Origin of the sequence: Roseicyclus sp. (assembly GCF_965662675.1) — a bacterium.
In the GTDB taxonomy this organism is placed as follows: domain Bacteria; phylum Pseudomonadota; class Alphaproteobacteria; order Rhodobacterales; family Rhodobacteraceae; genus Roseicyclus.
The window spans coordinates 15,421-37,609 of the sequence record NZ_CBFIIK010000009.1; the positions used below are offsets into that span (position 1 = coordinate 15,421).

At 62.5% G+C, this 22,189-nt stretch carries 16 protein-coding genes and 1 tRNA gene; 6 read left to right on the plus strand and 11 right to left on the minus strand.

The window, feature by feature from the left end; translation table 11 throughout:
• Complete coding sequence (locus ACTG4J_RS03365) at nt 1–1,437, plus strand: nodulation protein NodH (RefSeq protein WP_439137117.1); 1,437 nt, start codon at nt 1–3, stop codon at nt 1,435–1,437.
• A gap of 13 nt (nt 1,438–1,450) precedes the next feature.
• Here the strand turns inward: ACTG4J_RS03365 and ACTG4J_RS03370 are convergent, their stop codons facing one another.
• The 9 genes from ACTG4J_RS03370 to ACTG4J_RS03410 all read right to left on the minus strand — a co-directional run bounded on the left by ACTG4J_RS03370 (nt 1,451) and on the right by ACTG4J_RS03410 (nt 10,660).
• A complete protein-coding gene (locus ACTG4J_RS03370) occupies nt 1,451–1,915 on the minus strand; it encodes a PTS sugar transporter subunit IIA (protein ID WP_439137119.1) in 465 nt (154 codons plus the stop codon).
• 74 nt (nt 1,916–1,989) lie between these two features.
• On the minus strand, nt 1,990–2,565 hold the full coding sequence (hpf, locus tag ACTG4J_RS03375; RefSeq protein ID WP_439137120.1) for a ribosome hibernation-promoting factor, HPF/YfiA family: 576 nt from the start codon (nt 2,563–2,565) through the stop codon (nt 1,990–1,992).
• A 224-nt stretch (nt 2,566–2,789) separates the two neighbouring features.
• Nucleotides 2,790–3,554 carry an LPS export ABC transporter ATP-binding protein gene (gene lptB / locus ACTG4J_RS03380; RefSeq protein WP_439137122.1) on the minus strand — a complete coding sequence of 255 codons (765 nt, stop codon included), beginning with the start codon at nt 3,552–3,554 and terminating at the stop codon, nt 2,790–2,792.
• Nucleotides 3,551–4,057, minus strand: a complete 507-nt coding sequence (gene lptA / locus ACTG4J_RS03385; RefSeq protein WP_439137124.1) for a lipopolysaccharide transport periplasmic protein LptA — start codon at nt 4,055–4,057, stop codon at nt 3,551–3,553. The genes lptB and lptA overlap by 4 nt, the downstream gene beginning before the upstream one ends.
• An 8-nt stretch (nt 4,058–4,065) precedes the next feature.
• Nucleotides 4,066–4,662, minus strand: coding sequence for an LPS export ABC transporter periplasmic protein LptC (gene lptC / locus ACTG4J_RS03390; RefSeq protein WP_439137125.1), 597 nt, complete (start codon nt 4,660–4,662; stop codon nt 4,066–4,068).
• Nucleotides 4,663–4,671: 9 nt separating this feature from the next.
• The gene (locus ACTG4J_RS03395; protein WP_439137126.1) at nt 4,672–5,283 is read right to left on the minus strand and encodes a ribonuclease D; all 612 of its coding nucleotides are present in this window, start codon (nt 5,281–5,283) and stop codon (nt 4,672–4,674) included.
• A gap of 149 nt (nt 5,284–5,432) precedes the next feature.
• Nucleotides 5,433–5,519: transfer RNA gene (locus tag ACTG4J_RS03400), tRNA-Leu, on the minus strand.
• Between the two features lie 72 nt (nt 5,520–5,591).
• A complete protein-coding gene (locus ACTG4J_RS03405) occupies nt 5,592–8,825 on the minus strand; it encodes a translocation/assembly module TamB domain-containing protein (RefSeq protein ID WP_439137127.1) in 3,234 nt (1,077 codons plus the stop codon).
• A 17-nt stretch (nt 8,826–8,842) separates the two neighbouring features.
• A complete protein-coding gene (locus ACTG4J_RS03410; protein WP_439137128.1) occupies nt 8,843–10,660 on the minus strand; it encodes an autotransporter assembly complex protein TamA in 1,818 nt (605 codons plus the stop codon).
• Nucleotides 10,661–10,807: 147 nt separating this feature from the next.
• Here ACTG4J_RS03410 and ACTG4J_RS03415 point away from each other — a divergent pair, with 147 nt between their 5' ends.
• Complete coding sequence (locus ACTG4J_RS03415; RefSeq protein ID WP_439137129.1) at nt 10,808–11,794, plus strand: complex I NDUFA9 subunit family protein; 987 nt, start codon at nt 10,808–10,810, stop codon at nt 11,792–11,794.
• On the opposite strand, the gene ACTG4J_RS03420 is transcribed toward ACTG4J_RS03415, so the two are convergent.
• Nucleotides 11,791–12,594, minus strand: a complete 804-nt coding sequence (locus ACTG4J_RS03420; protein WP_439137130.1) for an undecaprenyl-diphosphate phosphatase — start codon at nt 12,592–12,594, stop codon at nt 11,791–11,793. The genes ACTG4J_RS03415 and ACTG4J_RS03420 overlap by 4 nt on opposite strands.
• Nucleotides 12,595–12,805: 211 nt before the next feature.
• Here ACTG4J_RS03420 and ACTG4J_RS03425 point away from each other — a divergent pair, with 211 nt between their 5' ends.
• From ACTG4J_RS03425 to gltB, 3 genes are all read left to right on the plus strand, one after another.
• Nucleotides 12,806–14,239 (plus strand): NAD(P)-dependent oxidoreductase, encoded by a 1,434-nt coding sequence (locus ACTG4J_RS03425; protein WP_439137131.1) that lies wholly within the window; start codon nt 12,806–12,808, stop codon nt 14,237–14,239.
• A 79-nt stretch (nt 14,240–14,318) separates the two neighbouring features.
• A complete protein-coding gene (locus ACTG4J_RS03430; protein ID WP_439137133.1) occupies nt 14,319–15,002 on the plus strand; it encodes a hypothetical protein in 684 nt (227 codons plus the stop codon).
• A 62-nt stretch (nt 15,003–15,064) separates the two neighbouring features.
• A complete protein-coding gene (gltB, locus tag ACTG4J_RS03435; RefSeq protein ID WP_439137135.1) occupies nt 15,065–19,603 on the plus strand; it encodes a glutamate synthase large subunit in 4,539 nt (1,512 codons plus the stop codon).
• A gap of 68 nt (nt 19,604–19,671) precedes the next feature.
• Here the strand turns inward: gltB and serB are convergent, their stop codons facing one another.
• On the minus strand, nt 19,672–20,547 hold the full coding sequence (serB, locus tag ACTG4J_RS03440; RefSeq protein ID WP_439137153.1) for a phosphoserine phosphatase SerB: 876 nt from the start codon (nt 20,545–20,547) through the stop codon (nt 19,672–19,674).
• A 135-nt stretch (nt 20,548–20,682) separates the two neighbouring features.
• Between serB and ACTG4J_RS03445 the strand changes: the two genes are divergently transcribed.
• Complete coding sequence (locus ACTG4J_RS03445) at nt 20,683–22,149, plus strand: alpha/beta hydrolase (RefSeq protein WP_439137136.1); 1,467 nt, start codon at nt 20,683–20,685, stop codon at nt 22,147–22,149.
• Nucleotides 22,150–22,189 lie beyond the last annotated feature (40 nt).

Here is a 22,189-nt window from a genome sequence, read left to right on the forward strand (position 1 = left end):
ATGGCCGCACGCCGTTTCGACGCCTTCGTTCTTTTTGCCGAGATGCGGACGGGCTCCAATTATCTCGAGGAAAGCCTCAACGCGCTGCCGGATGTGATCTGCCACGGCGAGGTGTATAATCCGACCTTTCTGGGACATCACAACCGCTTTGAATTGTTCGGCTTCGACATGGACCGCCGCGAGGCCGACCCCGTCGGCCTTTTGGATGCGCTGATCACGCAGACCGAGGGTTTGCCGGGGTTTCGCCTGTTTCACGATCATGATGACCGCGTGGTCGAACGTGTCTTGCCCGACCCCCGGATCGCCAAGATCATCCTAACGCGGAACCCGCTCGACAGCTATGTCAGCCGCAAGATCGCAAGCGCCACGGGCCAGTGGCGGCTGACGGATGCGCGGCACCTCAAGACGGCGCGGATTCATTTCGATTTGGCCGAATTCAACGAGCTGATGGATCAGCTCATGGGGTTTCAACGCCATTTGCGGCGCGGCTTGCAGGTGTCTGGCCAGGCGGCATTCCATATCCGCTACGAAGATATCAACGATCCGGAGATATTGAATGGGCTTGCCGCCTTCCTTGGCTCAACAGGGCGGGTCGAGGGGACATCGACCAAGCTCAAGAAACAGAACCCCGAAGACCTCTCGCAAAAGGTAGAGAATTACGAGGAGATGCTTGCTGGTCTGCGTGATCTTGACCGTTTCGGCCTATCGGTGACGCAGGAATATGAGCCGCCCCGCCCGGCGGGTGTGCCGGGTTTTGTCGCTCACCCTGAGGTGGGATTGCTGTTCCTGCCCCTCAAGGGTGCGCCGGAACAAGCGGTTTTGGATTGGATGGGCGAGATCGGCGGCGTGGGGCGCGACGCGCTTGTGCGCAAAATGAGCCAGAAAGACTTGCGCCAATGGATGAAGGATCACCCCGGCTATCGCAGTTTCAGCGTGCTACGTCACCCGGTGGCGCGCGCCTATAACAGTTTTTGCCGGTTCATCTTGCCCAATGACCGCCCCGTCTATGAAGAGCCGCGCAAGGTCATGCGCCAGCGCTACAAGCTTCCCCTACCCCCTCAGATGCCCGGCACAGATTGGACCGAAGAGATGCAAAAGGCAGCGTTTCTCGGCTTTTTGGAGTTTCTCAAGCCCAACCTTGCCGGACAGACCAGTATTCGCGTCGATACCGCTTGGGCCACGCAATCGGCCATTCTGCAAGGTATGGCCAATGTCACCTTGCCCCATACCCTGATCCGCGAGGAAGAGATGCAAGCGGCCCTGCCTGATCTTGCCCGCGCCGTGGGCCTGACAGCCCCACCCACGCCCAAGGCCGAGAGTATTCCGACCCAGATCGCGCTTGATACCATCTACGATGGCAAGCTCGAGAAAGCGACGATCGATGCCTATCGGCGCGATTACCTGAACCTTGGGTTTCAGCGCTGGAACAACCGCTGACGCCCCGTTTTCCTCAGGCCGCTTTCGATGTCGCGTATTCGGTCAGCAGCGTATGCAATGTTGCCGCGTCGTTGTTCGCCCGCAGCTTTGCCCGTAGTCCCGCATCGCGCAATGTGCGCGACACAAGCGCCAATGCCTTGAGGTGATCGACACCGGTATCAGCAGGTGCAAAAAGGGCAAAGACCAGATCGACGGGGTGTTTATCGGCCGCGTCGAAATCGACCGGCTTTTCCAAGCGGAAAAAGGCACCATGCACCTCGGTCAAGTCGGGCAGCCGCGCATGCGGGAGTGCCACGCCATGCCCGACCCCGGTCGGCCCAAGACTTTCGCGCTCTTGCAGGGCGTCGAATATCTGGCCCTCGGGCAGTTCGATCAGGTCATGCGCCAAGGCAGCGATTGACTGCATCAGGCGTTTCTTACTCGTGACGTCGGTCAACACTCTGACGGCGCGCGGCTTCAAAAGCGACGACAAGTCCATTTCATACCCCGTAACGATCCGGAACCCGGATCTGTTTCGCGCACCGCACCGTTATTGTGCGGTGCGCGTATTCGTCATTCTGGCCGCGGGTCTATCCAGCCGACATTACCATCATCTCGCCGGTAGACCACGTTCACACCGCTATGTTTCTCGTTCCGAAAGACCATGACGGCTGCGCCGGACAATTCCATCTGCATCACGGCTTCACCAACCGAAAGCGAAGGTATTTTCGCCTCCATCTCAGCCACGATGATGGGCTGAAGATCTTGCGGCTCATGTTCCTCTTCATCATGCCCGGCTGGCGCGAGGACATACATCGGCGCGTCGCTGGTTTCAACGGGGCTTTGGCGATCGCGGTGGTGATCCTTCAGGCGCCGCTTGTACCGGCGCAGCTGTTTTTCCATTTTTTCGCAAGAACCCTCGAAGGCGGCATAGATCTCATGCGCGTGACCTTTGGCAGATGCCGTCAAACCCGTCGAAAGATGGACCGTTGTTTCACAGACGAATTCCGCGCCCGAGCGCGAGAAAAAGACCGTCGCATCGGTCGGGCGCTCGGCGTATTTGCCGACGGCCGCGCCGAGGCTGGTCTTTACATGCGTTTGCAAGGCTTCGCCGATATCGATCTGCTTTCCGGTGATTTGGTAGCGCATTTGGTCTCCACCATTCGTAGGCACGGGGCGTTCATGGGCCGGGATGGTCCACGCGCCGCGCGCAAGATATATTCGGGTTGTTTCGGTTAAGAGCGATCCAGAGCCCCCCTTGGTGGGGCTTTTCCCGGGCTGGGCCCGGTGGGATCAGGGATGAAGCGAACGCGAACATCACCCGCATTAGGCGATGGTGATGGCGTGCTGTCAACGACAAGCAGAGCGCTTGGTCACGTAATCCGGAAGCTTTGTCCAAGATAGACGCGCCGGACATCCTCATCGCGTACCACTTCGTCCGGTGTGCCCGATTTTATGATGGTGCCGTCATGCAGAATATAGGCGCGATCGACGATCTCGAGCGTTTCGCGGACATTGTGATCGGTGATCAGCACACCGATTCCCCGCGACTTGAGATCTTGGACAAGGTTGCGGATATCGCCCACGGCAATCGGGTCGACCCCGGCGAATGGCTCGTCGAGCAAAACATATCGTGGGCGCGAGGCAAGGCAGCGGGCGATCTCGACGCGGCGGCGCTCACCGCCCGAAAGCGACAGGGCCGCGGCGCGGCGCAGATGACCGATCGAGAAATCCGCCAACAACTCTTCCAGCCGGTCATTGCGCCTTGCGCGGTCGGGCTCCACGATCTCGAGGATGGCCAGAATATTCTCTTCGACGCTCAGCCCGCGAAAGATCGACATTTCCTGTGGCAGGTAGCCGATCCCGGCCCGCGCCCGACGATACATCGGCAATAGCGTCACATCGCGCCCGTCGATGGTAACGCTGCCCCCATCGGGCGTGATCAGCCCGGCGATGCAATAAAACGAGGTGGTCTTGCCCGACCCGTTCGGCCCCAACAGCGCCACGACCTCGCCGCGCGCCAGCGTGATCGAGACATCGCGGATCACCGGCCTTTTGCGATAAGACTTACGAAGCCGGTCAACGACCAGACCTTGCTCGCCTTGCGTGACGCTGAGAGATGGGCGCTTGTCGCTCATGGTGCCGATTGCGGCGTCAAGACGGTGCGCACGCGCCCCTCGACGACCCCATCGCCGGTGGTCATATCGACGACCATGCTATCGCCCGCGATGGTGGTGCCGCCTTGCGTCACCAAGACAGCGCCCGTCATCGTCAAGATCGCGGCGGCGACGGAATAGACCGCATCCTCGCCTTCGGCCGCATCTTCGCCGCGTGTAATCAAAACGCCACCCGTGGCGATAACTTCGTCCACGCTACGCTGACCCTCGCGGTCGGAGTAGACCACCGCGACATCCTCGGCGGCAATGCGCAGATCGCCCTGAATGATGATGACATTGCCCGAGAACAAGGCACGCCCGTTGGTCTGGTCGATGGTCAGATTATCCGATACCGCCTCGACCGGCTGGTCGGAATTATGGGCGACACCGCCGAAGCCGATCGCAACCTGTGCGGCGGCTGGCTGGATCAAACCGACCAGACCGGCAAGAGCTATGGCAAAAAGCGATGGGCGTCGGGTCATCATCTGTCTTTTCAATTCTGCGTGTCGTATAGCAGGCGAACGCCCCCAGTGAAATGCAACAAAGCCTGCCCTTCCGGCCCGGTCAATTGCATCGCACCCGCCTCGAGCATCATTCCCGGCCCGCGTAGCATAACCGCACCGGGCGAGGTCATTTCCATCGCGGTCAAAGCAACCACGATCCGGTCGGAAATCAGCTGGAAGCCGGTGGTGGTTTGCGCGTTCACCGCTCCGTCGAGATCGACGATTTGGGCGGTGGCGTCATATGCGCCGCGATCGGCCGTCAAGTGCAGGTTTTGGCCATCTTTCAGCGCAACATCGGTTTCCACCCTGTCCATCTGCAACCTGTTGGGGTCGTCCATGCGCTGCACCGCGTTATCTGCCGTTAGTGTAACGGGCTGACCATCGCCCAAAATGCCGGCGAAACGCGGTTCGGTCAGCAACCGCTCAGAGCCCAGTTGGCCGATATCGACATCATTGAACAGCAACGCATCTTGCGGGTTGGGGGTGCGCGAGAACAAAAACAACGTCGACAAAAGGCCGAGCGCTGTCAGCGGCAGCAAAACCTTGGCCCAAGATACCAGCGTAGAATATCGGTTCGGCCCTGCCATCGGCCCTGCCTAGTGGTTGAAAATGTCGACTTCGGGCCAACCGGCAAGGTCAAGCCGGGCGCGGGTCGGCAGGAAATCGAAACAGGCCTGCGCGATCTCGGACCTGCCTTCGCGGGCCAAAATCGGATCAAGTTCATCTTTCAGGCGGTGCAAATACAAAACATCCGATGCGGCATAGGCTTTTTGCGCATCCGTCAGATCGGCCGCGCCCCAATCCGATGTTTGCTGCATCTTCGAGATATCGGTGTCGAGCAACTCTTGCAAAAGGTTCTTCAGACCGTGGCGGTCGGTATAGGTGCGGATCAGCTTCGAGGCGATCTTGGTGCAATAGACCGGGGCGGCCAGCGCACCAAAGGCATGATACATCACCGCGATATCGAAACGCCCGAAGTGAAACAGCTTCAGCACCGCGGGATCGGTCAAAAGCCGCGACAGGTTGGGCGCCATTTTCTGGCCTTTGGCGATCTGCACCAAATGCGCGTTTCCATCGCCGGCCGATAGCTGCACGAGGCAAAGCCTGTCGCGATGCGGGTTCAAACCCATGGTTTCGCAATCAATCGCGACAACCGGGCCAAGGTTCAGCCCGTCAGGCAGATCATTTTGATGGAAATGAATGGTCACGACCTGATCCCCTTGCACCGCGTTTATGGTGACATAAGCCCCTCGGCGTTGAAATGCGATAGCTTTCGGATGTCGCGTGCTATGCAGCGGCGGTCCCGCGCAAAACGCATTTTCGAATATCGGGGAGTTACGACCGACACGGGGTCGATTGGTGCCCAGGAGAGGACTCGAACCTCCACGACCTTTCGATCACTGGCACCTGAAGCCAGCGCGTCTACCAATTCCGCCACCTGGGCAGGTGTCGTGGAGCGGCTGATATCCCTGCGCCGCGGGGCTGTCAACGGGGCTTGGGTGGGGAATTCGGCGTCTTAGTAATCGCGCTCGAAAAACACGCCAAGCCGGGTTTCACCGTCGGCCGACAGGCCGCCGCGTGCGGTGATGTTCGGTGTCAGATCGATGTTGAGCGATATATCCGCCCCCCCGTCGCCCGCGATGGTGACATCGGTGTAAACATTCTCGGAGAGGTATCGCCCCGCGCGCAGTGCGGCATTGCCCGTGGCATCGGTGCGCAGGTCAAGATCGTCCAGCCCAAGCCCTTCGCGCAGATTGGCGAGGATGCCTGCCTCGGACGATCCGCCGGCAAGCCCCGTCGCCGCATCGACCATTTGCAACAGTTGCAGCGGCGATAGGGTCGCGACCGTGCGGCCGAACAAGAGCTGGGCGAGGATTTCATCCTCGGGCAAGGGCGGGGTGGCGGTCAGCCTGATCTCGGGGGTGCTGACCGGCCCCGAGATGTTGATCCCGATCAGATATGCGCCGCTGCGGCTTGTGGCCAATAGGTCGATGGTCGGGTCGAAATTGCCTGTCAGCGTGACGGCGCCTTCGGTCAGATCGAGCCGTGTCCCGAGAATCGATAGCCGCCCTCGGATCAAGTCGAACCGACCCGAGGGGATGATCTGTGCCGTGGTGCCACCGATCCGCAAACTTCCGCCCAACTCGGCATCCAATCCCCGTCCGCGGAGGAAGATACGGCCGGGCGCGGTGATCGTCAGATCGAGCGCGATGTTTTGGGAACCGCCCCCGCGCTGCGGCGATGGGCCGAGCCCCGCGGCGATCCGCGTGCGCCGCTCGGGCGCGCTTTCGCCTTGGTGCAAGATCGGCGGGATCGGCGCGGCCCCGCCAAGACCGCTTTCCGGCACACGCAAATCTGTCTGTCCAAGGGCCAGATCGCCGGTGATCAGCAACGCCCCGGCAAGCCCGCCGGTGATGCGGATCGCCGCGCGGTCGATCCGGGCATCGTAGAGCGTCGGATCGCTGAGCCGTAATCCCACCCCTGATAGCGATATCTGTGCCGCAAGATCGCGGCTGGTGAGATCGATGCTACCCGTCCCGGTCACACGACCGGTATCGGCCTGTGTCGCATCGAGATCGACCTGCAGCTGACCGTCCGACAACTGCCCGCTTAGGCGAATATTCTCGATGGCGGTTTGCAGGCTGGGCAAGGAAAGGCGTGCATTATCCGTTACGAAGCTGCCTGTTAGAGCCGAAAAAGACGGCTCGCCTTGCAAGGCAACGTCGAAGGCAAGCCTTCCGCCGATGCTGCGGGGGGCCAATGCGCGATTGGCCAGTGCAAGCGGCAACGCGCCCTGAGCGCGCAACGCGACGGTGCCAGCCTCGGGCATGACGGCGCCCGAAACGGTGGCATCTATCCCGGCGGCGCTATCGATATCGGCGCGCAGTTGCCATGGTGCTTGGGCGGTTGGTCCGCGGGTTGCGTTCAACGCGGCGGTAACGGCACCCGACAGCGCATCGGTGAAAAGGCCGATATCCGCCAGCCGACCTTCAAGCGCGACAAGCGCCCCGTCGCGACTGACCCGGCCCGTGCCGTCAAGCGTCAGGGCCGAACCCGTCAGCTTCAGGTTGCGCAGCGCAAAGCCTGTCTCGTCGCGGCGTGCCGACAAGGCCAGATCGGTCTGCCCCGCCAAGAGCTGCGGTGGCAGGCCCGCACCAAGGCGCAACGCGCGTCCCGTGCCATCCAAGACCATGTCGAAGGCCCCCGAAAGCGGTTCGGCTTGCAGGGTGAGGTTCGCGGCCAGACGCCCGGCCAGCGGTTGCTTTGCCAAGGCCGCAAAGCGGGATAGGTCGGCAATTTCCATCGCCAATGTGGTATCGAGTTCGGCTTTCCCATCCGCCCAATTCAGGCCCGCGCCCCCGGCAAGGCGGATATCGCCCGCCTGTAGCGCCATGTCGCGCAGCAAGATCGGCGCGCCTGTGGCCCAATCCAGCGTGCCGCCTAGTCGCGCGCCATTTCCCAAAGCGGCCGCGATGGCGGGATCGCGGTGGTCAAGACCGGCAATCTCGACCGTGATCGGTGCCGCCAACGCCAGACCATCGCCCGATGACTGCAATCGCCCGCTTGCCTCCAGCCCAAGCTGCGCCACGCCGAAGCCGTCGCTGACCAGATCGCGCAATATCCCCTGGGCCGTGTATTCCGGCCCGCTGCTGGCATCATGGCGCAGTGTCAGATCGACCAGCCCAACGGTGACATTGGCCCCCGAGATGGGCAGCCGCACCCGGCCCTGCCCGGTCGGATCGGCCATGCGCAGGCGTAGGTCAAAGGCGCTGGGCCTGCCATCGGCGGCGGTTGCGAAACGGCCGTCAAGGCTAAGGGCTGCGGCGGACAGGCGTAGATCATCGAGGACAACAGAGCCGTCTGGCGCAAGGTTGATCAGGCTCGAAAACGCCACTTCGGGTCCAAAAAAGGGCCGGTAAGCCGGCAGGAACAGCGGTGTGATATCGCCGCTCAGATCGGCGCTGATCGTTCTTGTGCCGGTTTCGGTGGGCTTGGTTGTCGTCACCTGACCCGTCAGGCGCGGCGCGCCATCGCTCGACAGCGCGATCTCGGCCCGAAAATCATCGATCGGGCCATCGCCCATGACGCGCAGGGCGATGGCGGGCGCATCCGGCAGGCCAAGGCGCGTGGCGACAAGGCCGCCCGCATCCTCTGCAAGATCCAGCGACAGCGCGAGGCGGCGACTGTCATTTTGATAGGATCCGCGCAGATCGAAGCGCCCCCGCGGCCCATCCAGCCGGGTGATCGCCAGATCAGCACTTCCTTGCCCGTCGGCCAAGGCGGCGCTGCCGGAAATCGCCAGTTCCGCTGGCATGCCCAAGATATCGGCACCCAGCGTTACCCGCTCGATCCGAACCTGTGCGATCGCGATCGAGACGGGCAGTTGCGGCAAACGAAAGGGCGTTGCCTCGGCTTGTGGGATATCCAGCCCGGTACTTGGGTTGGGTCGGCGCAAGACTTCCAGCCGTGTGGCTTGTAGGGTGTCGATCTGCAGCGCGCCGCGCAACAAGGCGGCGCGTGACCAATCCAGCCGTGCCCCTTCAAGCCGCAGCCACACGCCTGCATCATCGGCGATGGTCAATACATCCATCTGGGCGCTGGCGCTGAGCGCGCCGCGAAAGCCCTCGATGCTGACCTGTCGCGCGCCATCGGACAGCTGGGTTTCCAAGAAGGTCACGATGCGCGAACGGTCGTCATCGGCCTGTGCGTTGGCCATTGCGGACCAAAGCAGCGCGAAAAGCATGGTCATGATCGCCCAGCGCCGCATCAAAAGGCCTGTCCTATGCCGATATAGAGGAACAGATCGCGCCCCGCCGAGGCGCCCGATGTCGGCGTGGCAAGATCGACCCTGATCGGCCCAAAGGGTGTGGTATAGCGTAGGCCGACCCCCGCGCCCGAATGCCATGTCGTGCCGTCCGTGTCCCAAGCCTCGGCGCTGATGCCGCCAAGATCGGCGAAACCGACCAAGCCAAAGCCGCTATCGCCGAGATCATGGCGCAGTTCGGCCGACACCCCCAGAAAACCGCGACCGCCGCTGGACAGGCCGGATTGGATGGCGCCAAGGCTGCGATAGGGCTGGCCGCGCACCGTGCCCGCGCCGCCGGAAAAGAACAGGTTATCTGGTGGAATATCGGCAAGGTCTGCCCCGACAATCCCGCCGATCTGGCCCCGCGCCGCAAATCGCGTGGCGTTGCGCGCGCCAATCGGCCAATAGCGCCGCCCATCCAGCGTGATCCGCGCACCGTTGCTTGCGCCGAAAAGGCCAAAGGCCTCGACATCCGCCGCGATGTAGCTGCCGCGCCGTGCGTCAATCGGGTCATCGCGCCGATCGACGATCAGGCCCAGGGGCAGGGTCAACCGTGTCAGATCGCGCTGGCCCAGACCATCTTCGATCCGCGAGAATTCCAGCCCAAGCCCGCCCGAAATGGTGATTTCATCAGATAGGATATGGGTCAGCTTGCCCGCGATGCGCGCGCCGTCGATCCGATAGGTCGGCTCACGCAGGAACATCGTCTCCGCCTCCAGCGAAAGCGCGGTGTCCGGGCCGAAACTTGCCGGTCGGTCGAACCGGGCGGTGAAGATGGTGTCGATCTCATCCCCGCTTTGGATGTCGTCGATTCCCGCGATGGCGAGATCGAAGCGAAGCCGCTCGGCCCCGCCCAACAGATTGCGATGCATCCAATAGGCGCTGAGCTGGATACCTGCATCGCTGGCCAGCTCCGCGCCGAAGCCGAGGCGGCGCAACGGTGCCTCTTCCACGATCGCGGTGACATCGGCGGTGTTGTCGCCCTTGGCCGGTTCGAGCGAAAGCGCGACCGCGGCGAAAGCGCCTGTTTCGCGCAGCCGCTGCTCGGCGCGGGCCAAGGCGGCGGGGGAATAGCTCTCGCCGCTGGGCAGCCCGGCGATTGCGGCGATTCGGTCTGGTCGCATGCGCATCTGACCGACTGGCAGCAACGCGCCGAACTGGAGGACGGGGCCGGGCGCAAGCCCGATATCGACAGCCAGCACCGCATCGCGGTGTTGCGCGACGATTCGCTGGTGTGACACCGCGGCATTGGCGTGCCCGATATTCTGCCACCCCAAGATGGCGGCATTCGTGGCGTCCCGCAGCAGGGCGGTATTGGCGGGCTGTCCCGGTGCAAACCCTTCGGGCAGGGTCGTGTCGGGTGCAAGTGGGCCGATCCGCGCTTGCCCAAGGCGATATGGCGCGCCCGGTTGTACCGTGATCTCGACACGCGCGACACGGTCAGGCGGCGCCAGGGGCGAAATCTCGGAGGCCTCGCGCCCATCGAGACGAATCGAGATGACCGGCGCGAAAAACCCCGCCTCGTAAAGGATGCCGATCAACCGGGCGTAGTCCGCGCGCGCGGCGGCGGTGATATCGGCACCGCTTGGCGGCCCCTCGCCATCGACCAACCGCAAGAGCAGGGCGTCACGGCGCAGCCGGTCCAACAGCGGCTCGGACGCGCTCGGGGCGCTGAGCGTGACTTCTTGGGCGACACCCGTACGCAGCCCGACACCGATGGCGGCAACACATATCGCCGCGAGAAAGCTGATCCGGATCGGGCGGGGCGTTATCTGCATTGCACCAATTCTATCGTGGCCGCGATGGGGGATACCAGAGCCATCAAGAGACGCGGCCCAAACCGGCAAGGATTGGGACGATTTGCGCCTTGTCGGAAGCGGGCCGCCCGCCTATCACCCGCGCATAGCGATCGGAGGACGTCAGTCATGTCAAAGCTCGTCACCATATTCGGCGGATCGGGATTTGTCGGCCGATACATCGCGCGCCGCATGGCCAAAGAGGGATGGCGCGTGCGTGTCGCGGTGCGACGCCCGAACGAAGCACTGTTCGTGCGCCCATATGGCGTGGTCGGACAGGTCGAGCCGATTTTGGCCAATCTGCGTGATGACGCCAGCGTGCGCGCGGCCATTCACGGTGCCGATGCGGTCGTGAATTGCGTGGGTATTTTGGCCGAGGCGGGCAAGAACCGCTTTGACGCCGTGCAAGCCGAGGGTGCGGGTCGCGTGGCGCGGATCGCCCGCGAAGAGGGCGCCGCGCATCTTGTGCATATTTCAGCTATCGGCGCAGATACCGAAAGCGAAAGCCGTTATGCCGCCAGCAAGGCCAAGGGCGAAGAGGCGGTCCTTGCTGCCTTTCCCGGCGCGATGATCTTGCGCCCTTCGATCATTTTCGGCCCCGAGGATCAGTTCTTCAACCGTTTCGCAGCGATGAGTCGGTTGGGCCCGATCTTGCCCGTGGTCGGTGCCGAAACACGGTTCCAGCCCGTTTATGTCGATGATGTCGCCCAAGCCGCCGTGATGGGTGCCTTGGGTCAGGCAAAGCCCGGCATCTATGAATTGGGCGGCCCCGAGGTCGCGACCTTCCGGCAGTTGATGCGCCGCATGCTCGGTGTCGTGCGCCGCCGCCGCTTGATCTTGAACACGCCTTTCTGGATCGCGCGCATCATGGGTGCGGTCTTCGATGGGTTGCAGGCGGTAAGCCTTGGGCTGTTCCAAAACGGTCTTTTGACCCGCGATCAGGTACGCAATCTGGCGCGTGACAATGTCGTGGGCGAAGGGCGCATGGGCTTCGGGGCGCTTGGCATCGTGCCGGTCGCGATGGAGGCCGTGCTTGACGATTACCTTTGGCCCTATCGGCCCGGTGGGCAATATGCCGAGATCAAGGAAAGCGCGCGCCACCTGAGACAGGATTAGGCGTAGGCGATCCATAACAGCACGATGCCCAGCACAACGCGGTAGATCACGTAAGGCGTGAAACTGACCGATTGCAAAAGCCGCATCATCAGCGACAGCGCCAGCAAGGCGGCGACAAAGGCGAAACCGGCCGCGATGGCCCCATCGCGGAGCGCTTGCGCATTGGCCGAAACGATCGCGTCGACACCCAGCAACACGCCCGAGGCGGCGATGGTCGGGATCGACATCAGCATCGCGATCCGTGCCGCGCTGTGGCGGTCATAGCCCAAGAAACGCGCGCCGGTGATCGTGATGCCCGAGCGCGAGGTGCCGGGGATCAGCGCTACCGCCTGCCATAGCCCCAAGACGATGGCGTCACGAAGGCTCCAACCCGCGGCTTGTTTCACCTGCGCGCCGCGTTGGTCGGCCCAGTAAAGCACGATCCCGAAAATCAGCATGCTCCAGCCGATCACGGCAACCGAGCGCATCGCATCATCAAGCCCGGTCAAATGCAGCACCAACCCCACCACGACCACGGGGATCGTGGCGATCATCAGCAAGAACGCCAGCTTTGCGCCGGGGGTGTCGATCCGGCCCGTCAACATGCGCGGCACGCCCAACAGCCCCATCCGTACATCGGACCAGAAGTACAAGATCACCGCGGCCAGCGTGCCGACATGCACCGCGACATCAAGAAGTTGGCCCTGATCTGCCAATCCCGTGAGATTCGGCAAAAGAACCAGATGACCCGAGCTTGAGACAGGCAGAAACTCGGTGATGCCTTGGATCAAAGCCAAAAGGATGAGGTGCCACAAAGTCATTGGCCAAACCTTGTCGTGGTGGACAAAAATATAAGATATTGTTTTCGCATTATTAAAAACTCGATAGGTCCGATTTTTTACTAATTCCCGGATATGACGGCCATGTCGTGTGGCAATGAGGTGAAAGAATCTTTAAATAGGTCAGCAATACTGTCTTTTTATCCATTCGCGCTATCGGTATAGGCGTCGCAGCTAGGATGGGAGATGTTTCGTGGCCAAGCAACCCATGTTGAAATTCGTCTCGTTGCCGAAAGAAATGCCCCAGAAGCGTCCTCCGACGCTGCGCAAGGCGGATTTCGACGAGATATACGGTGAATACGCGCGCGAAAAGGCCGCTGAACAAGCGGGCCGCTGCAGCCAATGCGGCGTGCCTTATTGTCAGTCGCATTGCCCGCTGCACAATAATATTCCCGATTGGCTGAAGCTGACCGCCGAGGGGCGTCTGCAGGAAGCCTATGAGATCAGCCAGGCGACCAATACCTTCCCCGAGATCTGTGGCCGCATCTGTCCACAAGATCGCTTGTGCGAAGGCAATTGCGTGATCGAACAGTCGGGTCACGGCACGGTGACGATCGGATCGGTCGAGAAATACATCACCGACACGGCTTGGGATCAGGGCTGGGTCAAGCCCGGCATCCCCTCGGTCGAGCGGGCCGAGTCGGTCGGCATTATCGGTGCGGGCCCCGGTGGCCTTGCCGCCGCCGACATGCTGCGTCGTGCGGGGCTACAGGTGACGGTCTATGACCGCTACGACCGCGCGGGCGGCCTGATGACCTACGGCATTCCTGGCTTCAAGCTTGAGAAGGATGTGGTCATGCGCCGTATCCAGCAGTTGGAAGATGCGGGCATCAACTTTGTCGTCAACTGCAACGTGGGCGAAACGATCAGCTTCGACGCGATCCGCGGCAAGCATGATTTCGTGATCATCGCCACGGGCGTCTACAAATCGCGCGACCTGAACGCGCCGGGTGTCGGTGCCGACGGCATCGTGCGCGCGATCGATTACCTGACCGCCTCCAACCGCAAAAGTTTTGGCGACGAGGTGCCGGAATTCGACAGCGGTGAGTTGAACGCAAAGGACAAGCGCATCGTCGTGATCGGCGGCGGCGATACGGCTATGGATTGCGTGCGCACCGCGATCCGTCAGGGTGCGAGCAGCGTCAAATGTCTCTATCGTCGCGACAAGGCGAATATGCCCGGCAGCCAGCGCGAGGTCGCCAATGCCGAGGAAGAGGGCGTCGATTTCGTCTGGCTTTCTGCGCCCAAAGGATTCGCAGGTGACAAGGTCGAGGGCGTGATGGTGCAGAAGATGCGCCTTGGTCAGCCCGATGCGACCGGCCGCCAAAGCCCCGAAGTGATCGAAGGCGCCGATTATGTCGAAGGCGCCGATATGGTCATCAAGGCGCTGGGCTTCGAGCCGGAGGATCTACCGACGCTTTGGGGCGCGCCTGAGTTGGAAGTGACCCGCTGGGGCACGATCAAGGCCAATTTCCGCACCCATGAGACACAGATCCCCGATGTCTATGCCGTGGGCGATATCGTGCGCGGTGCAAGCCTCGTGGTCTGGGCGATCCGCGACGGGCGCGAGGCGGCCGAGGCGATCTTGGAAAAGCTGGCCGTGTCGGGCGCGGTTGCCGCTGAGTGACGGACAAAGCCCGGAAAGGCTGATGAAAGTGATACGGACAAGACATATTGGCCTTATCTCAGCCGCTTTCGCGGCTTTGATGAGCCTTGCCTTGCCCACACCGCTCGCCGCGCAGCCTTCGCTGTTCGAAGTGCCCGCGGGCTGCACAGCCTTTCTGACGGTGCAGGCGCGCGGTTGCACGGTCAGCCATCATTGGCGCTGTGAGGCCGATCCGCAGGGGACGCATTGGCGTGTTTCCGTCGATAGCGATGGGCCCTTCCATCTAAGCTACACCGATGCGGAGTTTCGTTGGCTGCAAAGCTGGAACCTGCGGTCGGGCGGCGGCAGTGTCTTGATCGAACCCGAGCAAGACCCTGCCAGCTTGTCTGAACTTTTGGACAGCGGCAGTGACACCATGGTGTTCTCGCTGATGATCGAGGGTGCGTCGGGCAATGTGCAGCGCGACTATACCGGCTTTGACAGCCTGACGGGCGATGCGGTCAACATCGATGGCCAGCGGCTTTTGGTGACTGATTTCGCCTATCAATACAATGTCGGCGCGGGGCAGCGCCGGGTGCAGGGGAACCAATTCGTGCATCCCGAATGGCGGCAGTTTTTCGGTGGCATCGAGACGGTCATCGATGGTGATGAACGCTTTGAATATGACAACAGCCCGATGGAATTCGCCCAAACCGGCGAGGCGGGTTTTCTGAGCATGACGCCGATCTATGATTGCGGTGAGATGATGAGCGGTGGGCCATTTGGGCCGATGCAGAACGGCTGAACAGATTTTTCCGGGCGCGTGACAGGGACGCACCGCCCGGCCCGAACGAAAGGGACGAGACCATGACCAAGTATGATGCCGAATGGGTCGCCGCCGAAGAGGCAAAGCGCGCGTGGCTGGCCGAGAATGGCCTGTATTCCGAGGATGAAGAACATTCATCTTGCGGTGTGGGTCTGGTCGTGTCGATCGACGGCAAGCCCTCGCGGCAGGTGGTCGAAAACGGGATCAACGCATTGCGGGCCGTCTGGCACCGTGGCGCGGTCGATGCCGATGGCCGCACCGGCGATGGCGCGGGCATCCATGTGCAGATCCCGGTGCAGTTCTTCTACGATCAGGTCCGCCGCACCGGCCATGAGCCGCGCATGGATCAACTGATGGCGGTGGGTCAGGTGTTCTTGCCGCGCACCAACTTCGGCGCGCAGGAAACCTGCCGGACGATCGTGGAATCCGAAGTGCTGCGGATGGGCTATTACATCTATGGCTGGCGCCATGTGCCGGTCGATGTGAGCGTTTTGGGCGACAAGGCCAACGCCACCCGTCCCGAGATCGAGCAGATCATCATCTCCAATTCCAAGGGCGTCGATGTCGAGACCTTCGAACGCGAGCTTTACGTCATCCGCCGTCGGATCGAGAAAGCCGCTCAGGCCGCGGGCATCCGCGAGATGTATATCTGTTCTTTGTCGTGCCGCTCGATCATCTACAAGGGCATGATGCTGGCCCAGGATGTGGCCAATTTCTATCCCGACCTGATGGATGCGCGGTTCGAGTCCGCCTTCGCGATCTATCACCAGCGCTATTCGACCAACACCTTTCCGCAGTGGTGGTTGGCCCAGCCCTTCCGCATGTTGGCGCACAACGGCGAGATCAACACGCTCAAGGGCAACACCAACTGGATGAAGAGCCATGAGATCCGCATGGCCTCCACCTATTTCGGCGAGATGGCCGAGGATATCAAACCGATCATCCCGCAAGGTGCGTCTGACTCCGGTGCGCTCGATGCCGTGTTCGAGGTACTGGTGCGCGCGGGCCGTTCGGCGCCGATGGCCAAGACCATGCTGATCCCCGAGGCATGGTCGAACACCGCGACCGAGCTGCCGCAGGCGTGGCAGGATATGTATTCCTATTGCAACTCGGTGATGGAGCCATGGGATGGCCCCGCCGCCCTTGCCATGACCGATGGCCGCTGGGTTTGCGCGGGTCTTGATCGCAACGGCCTGCGCCCGATGCGCTATGTGGTGACGGGTGATGGGCTTTTGATCGCCGGGTCCGAAGCGGGCATGGTTCCCGTAAACGAGGCGCGCGTGGTCGAAAAAGGCGCGCTTGGCCCCGGCCAGATGATCGCCGTCGATATGTCCGAGGGGCGTTTGTTCCACGACACCGAGATGAAGGACCGCCTTGCCGCCGCCCGCCCCTTTGGTGAATGGGTTGGCAAGATCGTCGATCTGGCCGCCGAGACCGATGGCGCGCCGGAAAAGACCCTGTTCGAAGGTCAAGAATTGCGCCGCCGTCAGGTGGCCGCGGGTTATTCCATCGAAGAGCTGGAGCAGATCCTTGCCCCCATGGCCGAGGATGGGAAAGAGGCCTTGGCCTCGATGGGTGACGATACGCCCGCGGCGGTGCTGTCGAGCATGTACCGGCCGCTGTCGCATTACTTCCGCCAGAATTTCAGCCAGGTCACCAACCCGCCCATCGACAGCTTGCGCGAATACCGTGTGATGAGCCTCAAGACCCGGTTCGGCAACCTCAAGAACGTGCTGGATGAGGACAGCAGCCAGACCGAGATCTTCGTGCTGGACAGCCCTTTTGTCGGCAATGCCCAGTTCGCGGCGATGGTCGGCCATTTCAATGCCGAGCATGTGGTGATCGATTGCACTTTCCCCGCGGGCGGCAAGTCCGATGCGCTGCACAAGGCGCTCGAGCAGATACGCCATGCGGCCGAGGATGCGGTTCGCTCGGGTGCGGGGCATCTGATCCTGACCGATCAAGGCCAAGGCGAAGGTCGCGTGGCCATGCCCATGATCCTTGCCACCAGCGCGGTGCATAGCTGGCTGACGCGGCAGGGCTTGCGCACCTTCTGTTCGCTCAATGTGCGGTCGGCCGAGTGCATCGACCCGCATTACTTCGCCGTGCTGGTGGGCTGTGGTGCAACCACGGTCAACGCCTATCTGGCGCAAGACAGCATCGCCGATCGCATCGAGCGCGGCCTGATCGACGGCACGCTGACCCAAGCCATGTCGCGCTATCGTGCCGCCATCGACCAAGGTCTGCTCAAGATCATGGCCAAGATGGGGATCTCGGTCATCTCGTCCTATCGTGGCGGCCTGAATTTCGAGGCCGTGGGCCTGAGCCGCGCGATGGTCGCGGAATATTTCCCCGGCATGGTCAGCCGCATTTCCTGCATCGGCGTCAGCGGCCTGCAGAAAAAGGCCGAAGAGGTGCATGCCAAGGGCTTCCTCCGCGGTGAGGGCGTGCTGCCTATCGGCGGTTTTTACAAGGCGCGCCGCTCGGGCGAAAAGCATGCGTGGGAAGCGACCACGATGCACATGATGCAAGAGGCGTGCAATCGCGCCTCCTACAGCCTGTGGAAGCAGTATTCGCAAAAGATGCAGGCGAACCCGCCGATCCATCTGCGCGATCTGATGGATATCAAGCCGCTTGGTGCGCCCGTGCCGATCGACGAGGTGGAAAGCATCACCTCGATCCGCAAGCGTTTCGTGACGCCGGGCATGTCGCTGGGCGCGCTGTCGCCCGAGGCGCACAAGACCTTGAACGTCGCGATGAACCGTATCGGCGCAAAGTCGGATAGCGGCGAGGGTGGCGAAGACCCGGCGCATTTCGTGCCGGAACCCAATGGCGACAACCCATCTGCCAAGATCAAGCAGGTGGCATCGGGCCGTTTCGGCGTGACCGCTGAATACCTGAACCATTGCGAAGAGCTGGAGATCAAGGTCGCTCAGGGTGCCAAGCCCGGCGAGGGTGGTCAGCTGCCCGGCATGAAAGTCACCGACCTGATCGCGCGGCTGCGCCATTCGACCAAGGGCGTGACACTGATCAGCCCGCCGCCGCATCACGATATCTATTCGATCGAGGATCTGGCGCAGCTGATCTATGACCTCAAGCAGATCAACCCGCGCGCCAAGGTGACGGTCAAGCTGGTGGCATCCAGCGGCGTCGGCACGATCGCCGCCGGTGTCGCCAAGGCCAAGGCCGATGTGATCCTGATTTCGGGCCATAACGGCGGCACGGGCGCCAGCCCCGCGACCAGCATCAAATATGCGGGTCTGCCGTGGGAAATGGGCCTGACCGAGGCGCATCAGGTTCTTGCCATGAACAACCTGCGCGACCGGATCACGCTGCGCACCGATGGTGGGCTGCGCACCGGGCGTGACATCGTCATGGCGGCGATGATGGGAGCCGAGGAATATGGCATCGGCACTGCGGCGCTGATCGCCATGGGCTGCATCATGGTGCGCCAGTGCCAGTCCAACACCTGCCCCGTCGGTGTTTGCACGCAAGATGAAAGCCTGCGCGCCAAGTTCACCGGCAATGCCGACAAGGTAGTGAACCTGATCACCTTCTATGCGCAAGAAGTGCGCGAGATCCTCGCCTCGATCGGGGCGCGGTCGATGGATGATGTGATCGGGCGGGCCGATCTGTTGACGCAGGTGTCGCGCGGTGCTGCGCATCTGGATGATCTGGACCTCAACCCGATGTTGATCACCGTCGATGGCGCGGATCGGATCGTCTATGACCGTGCCAAGCCGCGCAATGTGGTGCCTGACACGCTGGACGCCCAGATCGTCAAGGATGCGCATCGCTTCCTCGAAGATGGGGAAAAGATGCAGCTTTCCTATGCGGTGCAAAACACGCTGCGCACCATCGGCACCCGCACATCCAGCCATATCGTGCAAGCCTTCGGCATGCGCAACACGCTCCAGCCCGACCATCTGACGGTCAAGCTGCAAGGGTCGGCCGGGCAATCGCTGGGCGCCTTCGCCGCGCCGGGGCTAAAGCTGGAAGTGTCTGGCGATGCCAATGATTATGTCGGCAAGGGCCTGTCTGGCGGCACGATCGTAGTCAAGCCTGTGCAGGATAGCCCGCTGGTCGCGCATGAAAACGTGATCATCGGCAACACCGTGCTTTACGGCGCGACCGCTGGCTACCTTTTCGCTGCGGGTCGCGCGGGCGAGCGCTTCGCCGTGCGCAACTCGGGTGCATCGGTCGTGGTCGAGGGCTGCGGGTCGAACGGGTGTGAATACATGACCGGCGGTGTTGCGGTGATCCTGGGCCGGATCGGCGCCAATTTCGGCGCGGGTATGACCGGCGGCATGGCCTATCTCTACGATCCCGAGGGGGCGGCGCAGGTGAACATGAACCTCGAAACGCTGGTCACTTGCCCCGTCACCGTGGCGCATTGGGAAACGCAGTTGAAAGGGCTGATCGAAGCGCATCTGCGCGAGACCGGTTCGCGGCGTGCAGCGGCCATCTTGCAGGATTGGGAGGCCGAGCGCGGCAACTTCCTGCAGGTCTGCCCCAAGGAGATGCTTGGCAAACTGTCCCATCCGATCAGTGTTGAGGCGGCGGCCGTTCCGGCGGAATAAGCACCACCCTATCGGCAGATCATGTCATTTCGCCGGGGCCATCGCATGACGCGGTGGCCCCGCTTTCTTTAGCGGATGACGAACTCGGCCTTGGCGTAACCTTGCGCGAAAAGCAGCGCTGTCAGATCGCCGTGGTTGATCGCGTGGGGGGCCTCGGCCTGCACCACGGGTTTGGCATGGACCGCCACCCCCAGATGGGCGCGCGTCAACATGCCCAGATCATTGGCCCCATCGCCGATGGCCAGCACATCGGCATCGGTAATCTTGAGCCTTGCCGATAGATCATCGAGCGCGGCGACCTTGGCCGCGCGGCCCAAGATGGGTTCGGCGACAGTGCCCGTCAGCTCTCCATTCTCGATATGCAGCGTGTTAGCGCGGTGTTCGTCAAAGCCGAGCTTGGTTGCCACGGCTTCGGTAAAGGCCGTGAACCCGCCCGAGACCAGCGCGGCATAGGCGCCATGCGCCTTCATCGTCGCCACCAGCGTGGCGCCGCCCGGCATCATGGTGATGCGGGCCGCCAGCACATCGCCGATCACCCTTTCGGGGAGGCCTTTGAGAAGTGCTACCCGCGCTTTCAGCGCCCCGTCGAAATCCAGCTCGCCATTCATGGCGCGCGCCGTGATCTCGGACACTTGCGGCCCGATCCCGGCGGCTGCGGCCAGTTCGTCGATACATTCTTGCTGGATCATCGTCGAATCCATATCCGCCAAGAGCAGTTTCTTGCGCCGTCCGGCGCTAGGCTGGGCGATCATGTCGACACCCTCGGCCGAGAGGCTCTCATGGATCTCGGTCAGTGATTTCGGGAGTTTCGGCACAGCGAATTCAGCCGCGCCATTGCGATCGAGCCAGACCGCCTCGCCGCCGCCCATCGCATCGCGCAGCGCACGCACCAGCGCAGGGTCGAGGATCATCGCGGGATTGGTGATGAGCGTGACGGTGAACATGGCAAAACCCCGTGCTTTTCGCGTCATAGACCATGATCCGGCGCACAGGGCCAGAGGCTTTGGCGCTTGGCTTGGCCAGTCATGCTGCTATCTGCTGTGGATGAAACCTGACGGGTGAAGACGATGACTTGGCGCATGGGAATTGTCGCGGCGCTGTCGGTGCTGGCGATCTTGGTCGGGCTGGCCCGGATGGAAGATCCGCGCGCCGATCTGGTGATCCGCGACGCGCGCGTGGGCCAAACCCCCGTCACCGTAATGCATCTACCGCAGGCGCAGGGGCCGGTCGTGGTGATCGCCCACGGCTTTGCCGGGTCGCGGCAGTTGATGGCTGGGTGGCAGCTCAGCCTTGCGCGGGCGGGTTTCATCACCGTGAGCTTCGATTTCGAGGGGCATGGGCGCAACCCCGTGCCGATGTCGGGCGATGTGACCAGTATCGACGGCACGACGCGTCTTTTGATGGAGGAAACGGGTCGGGTCACCGATTTCGCCGTTGCCCTGCCCGGTGCGCTGCCGCGTGTGGCGCTGTTGGGCCATTCCATGGCCTCCGATGTCGTCGTGCGCCAAGCGCTTGCCGATCCACGGGTAGAGGCGGTGGTGGGCTTGTCGGTCTTCAGCGTGGCGATCACGCCCGAGACGCCCGAGAACCTGTTGATCCTGAATGGGGAATGGGAGGGCGCTTTGCGCGCCGAGGCGGCGCGCGTCATGGCCGAGATCGGCGCGGTGGAGGGCCAGACCATCGGCACACCCGGCGCGGGCTTTGCCCGCCGTGCGGCGCCTGTCCCATGGGTCGAGCATGTCGGTATTCTTTACGCGCCGAGCGGGATCGGTGAAGGGATCGACTGGTTGGCCGCAAGCCTTGGACAGCCCGCCCTGTCCGGCCCGGTCAACCTTGGACCATGGATCATCCTGACGCTGTTCGGCGTCGTGCTGCTGGTGCGTGCCTTGGCGGAATTTTTGCCGTCGGGGCCTGCGCCATGGCAGCCGGGGCGGCGGCTTTTCTGGGCGCTGGCGCTCGGGCCTGCGTTGCTCACGCCGCTGATCCTGTCGCTCTTCGAGACGCGATTCCTGCCTGTGCTGGTGGCCGATTACCTTGCCCTGCATCTGGCGCTTTACGGGGCGCTGGTGCTGGCGGGCGCGGCTTGGGCGGGTGGGTTGCCCAAAACGCGCGGCTGGATCTGGGGTGTGGCGCTGGCGCTTTACGGCATCGCGGTTTTTGGCGGGATCATGGACCGCTATGTCGGCAGTTTCGTGCCGCATCCGGGACGTTTGGCGGTCGTCGCCGCGATCTTGCCCGGTGCCGTCCTTGCCATGCTGGCCGATGCAATCTTGTCAGGGGCGACGCGCGCGATGCTGTGGCGGCGGGTAGTGTCGCGGGGGATGTTCCTTGCTTCGCTTGGGGTGGCGGTGGCGCTTGATTTCGAGCGGCTGTTCTTCCTGATCATCATCATGCCGGTGATCTTGCTGTTCTATCTGAGCTACGGGATGATGGGGCGGTTTCTGGGCCAGCGGACCGGATCGGTGGTGGCGGTCGGGCTGTCGCTGGGCGTGATCCTTGGCTGGGCCTTGGGGGTCACATTCCCGATGTTCGATCCGGGTTCGTGAGAACGCAAAGGGGGCTCTGCCCCCGTCGCCAGGGGCGACC

Excerpts from the sequence above, each read along its gene's own strand:
- ACTG4J_RS03365 (WP_439137117.1), top strand. The coding sequence starts at position 1 with ATGGCCGCACGCCGTTTCGACGCCTTCGTTCTTTTTGCCGAGATGCGG.
- ACTG4J_RS03370 (WP_439137119.1), bottom strand. The coding sequence starts at position 1,915 with ATGGACTTGTCGTCGCTTTTGAAGCCGCGCGCCGTCAGAGTGTTGACC.
- hpf (WP_439137120.1), bottom strand. The coding sequence starts at position 2,565 with ATGCGCTACCAAATCACCGGAAAGCAGATCGATATCGGCGAAGCCTTG.
- lptB (WP_439137122.1), bottom strand. The coding sequence starts at position 3,554 with ATGAGCGACAAGCGCCCATCTCTCAGCGTCACGCAAGGCGAGCAAGGT.
- lptA (WP_439137124.1), bottom strand. The coding sequence starts at position 4,057 with ATGATGACCCGACGCCCATCGCTTTTTGCCATAGCTCTTGCCGGTCTG.
- lptC (WP_439137125.1), bottom strand. The coding sequence starts at position 4,662 with ATGGCAGGGCCGAACCGATATTCTACGCTGGTATCTTGGGCCAAGGTT.
- ACTG4J_RS03405 (WP_439137127.1), bottom strand. The coding sequence starts at position 8,825 with ATGACCATGCTTTTCGCGCTGCTTTGGTCCGCAATGGCCAACGCACAG.
- ACTG4J_RS03410 (WP_439137128.1), bottom strand. The coding sequence starts at position 10,660 with ATGCAGATAACGCCCCGCCCGATCCGGATCAGCTTTCTCGCGGCGATA.
- ACTG4J_RS03415 (WP_439137129.1), top strand. The coding sequence starts at position 10,808 with ATGTCAAAGCTCGTCACCATATTCGGCGGATCGGGATTTGTCGGCCGA.
- ACTG4J_RS03420 (WP_439137130.1), bottom strand. The coding sequence starts at position 12,594 with ATGACTTTGTGGCACCTCATCCTTTTGGCTTTGATCCAAGGCATCACC.
- ACTG4J_RS03430 (WP_439137133.1), top strand. The coding sequence starts at position 14,319 with ATGAGCCTTGCCTTGCCCACACCGCTCGCCGCGCAGCCTTCGCTGTTC.
- gltB (WP_439137135.1), top strand. The coding sequence starts at position 15,065 with ATGACCAAGTATGATGCCGAATGGGTCGCCGCCGAAGAGGCAAAGCGC.
- serB (WP_439137153.1), bottom strand. The coding sequence starts at position 20,547 with ATGTTCACCGTCACGCTCATCACCAATCCCGCGATGATCCTCGACCCT.
- ACTG4J_RS03445 (WP_439137136.1), top strand. The coding sequence starts at position 20,683 with ATGGGAATTGTCGCGGCGCTGTCGGTGCTGGCGATCTTGGTCGGGCTG.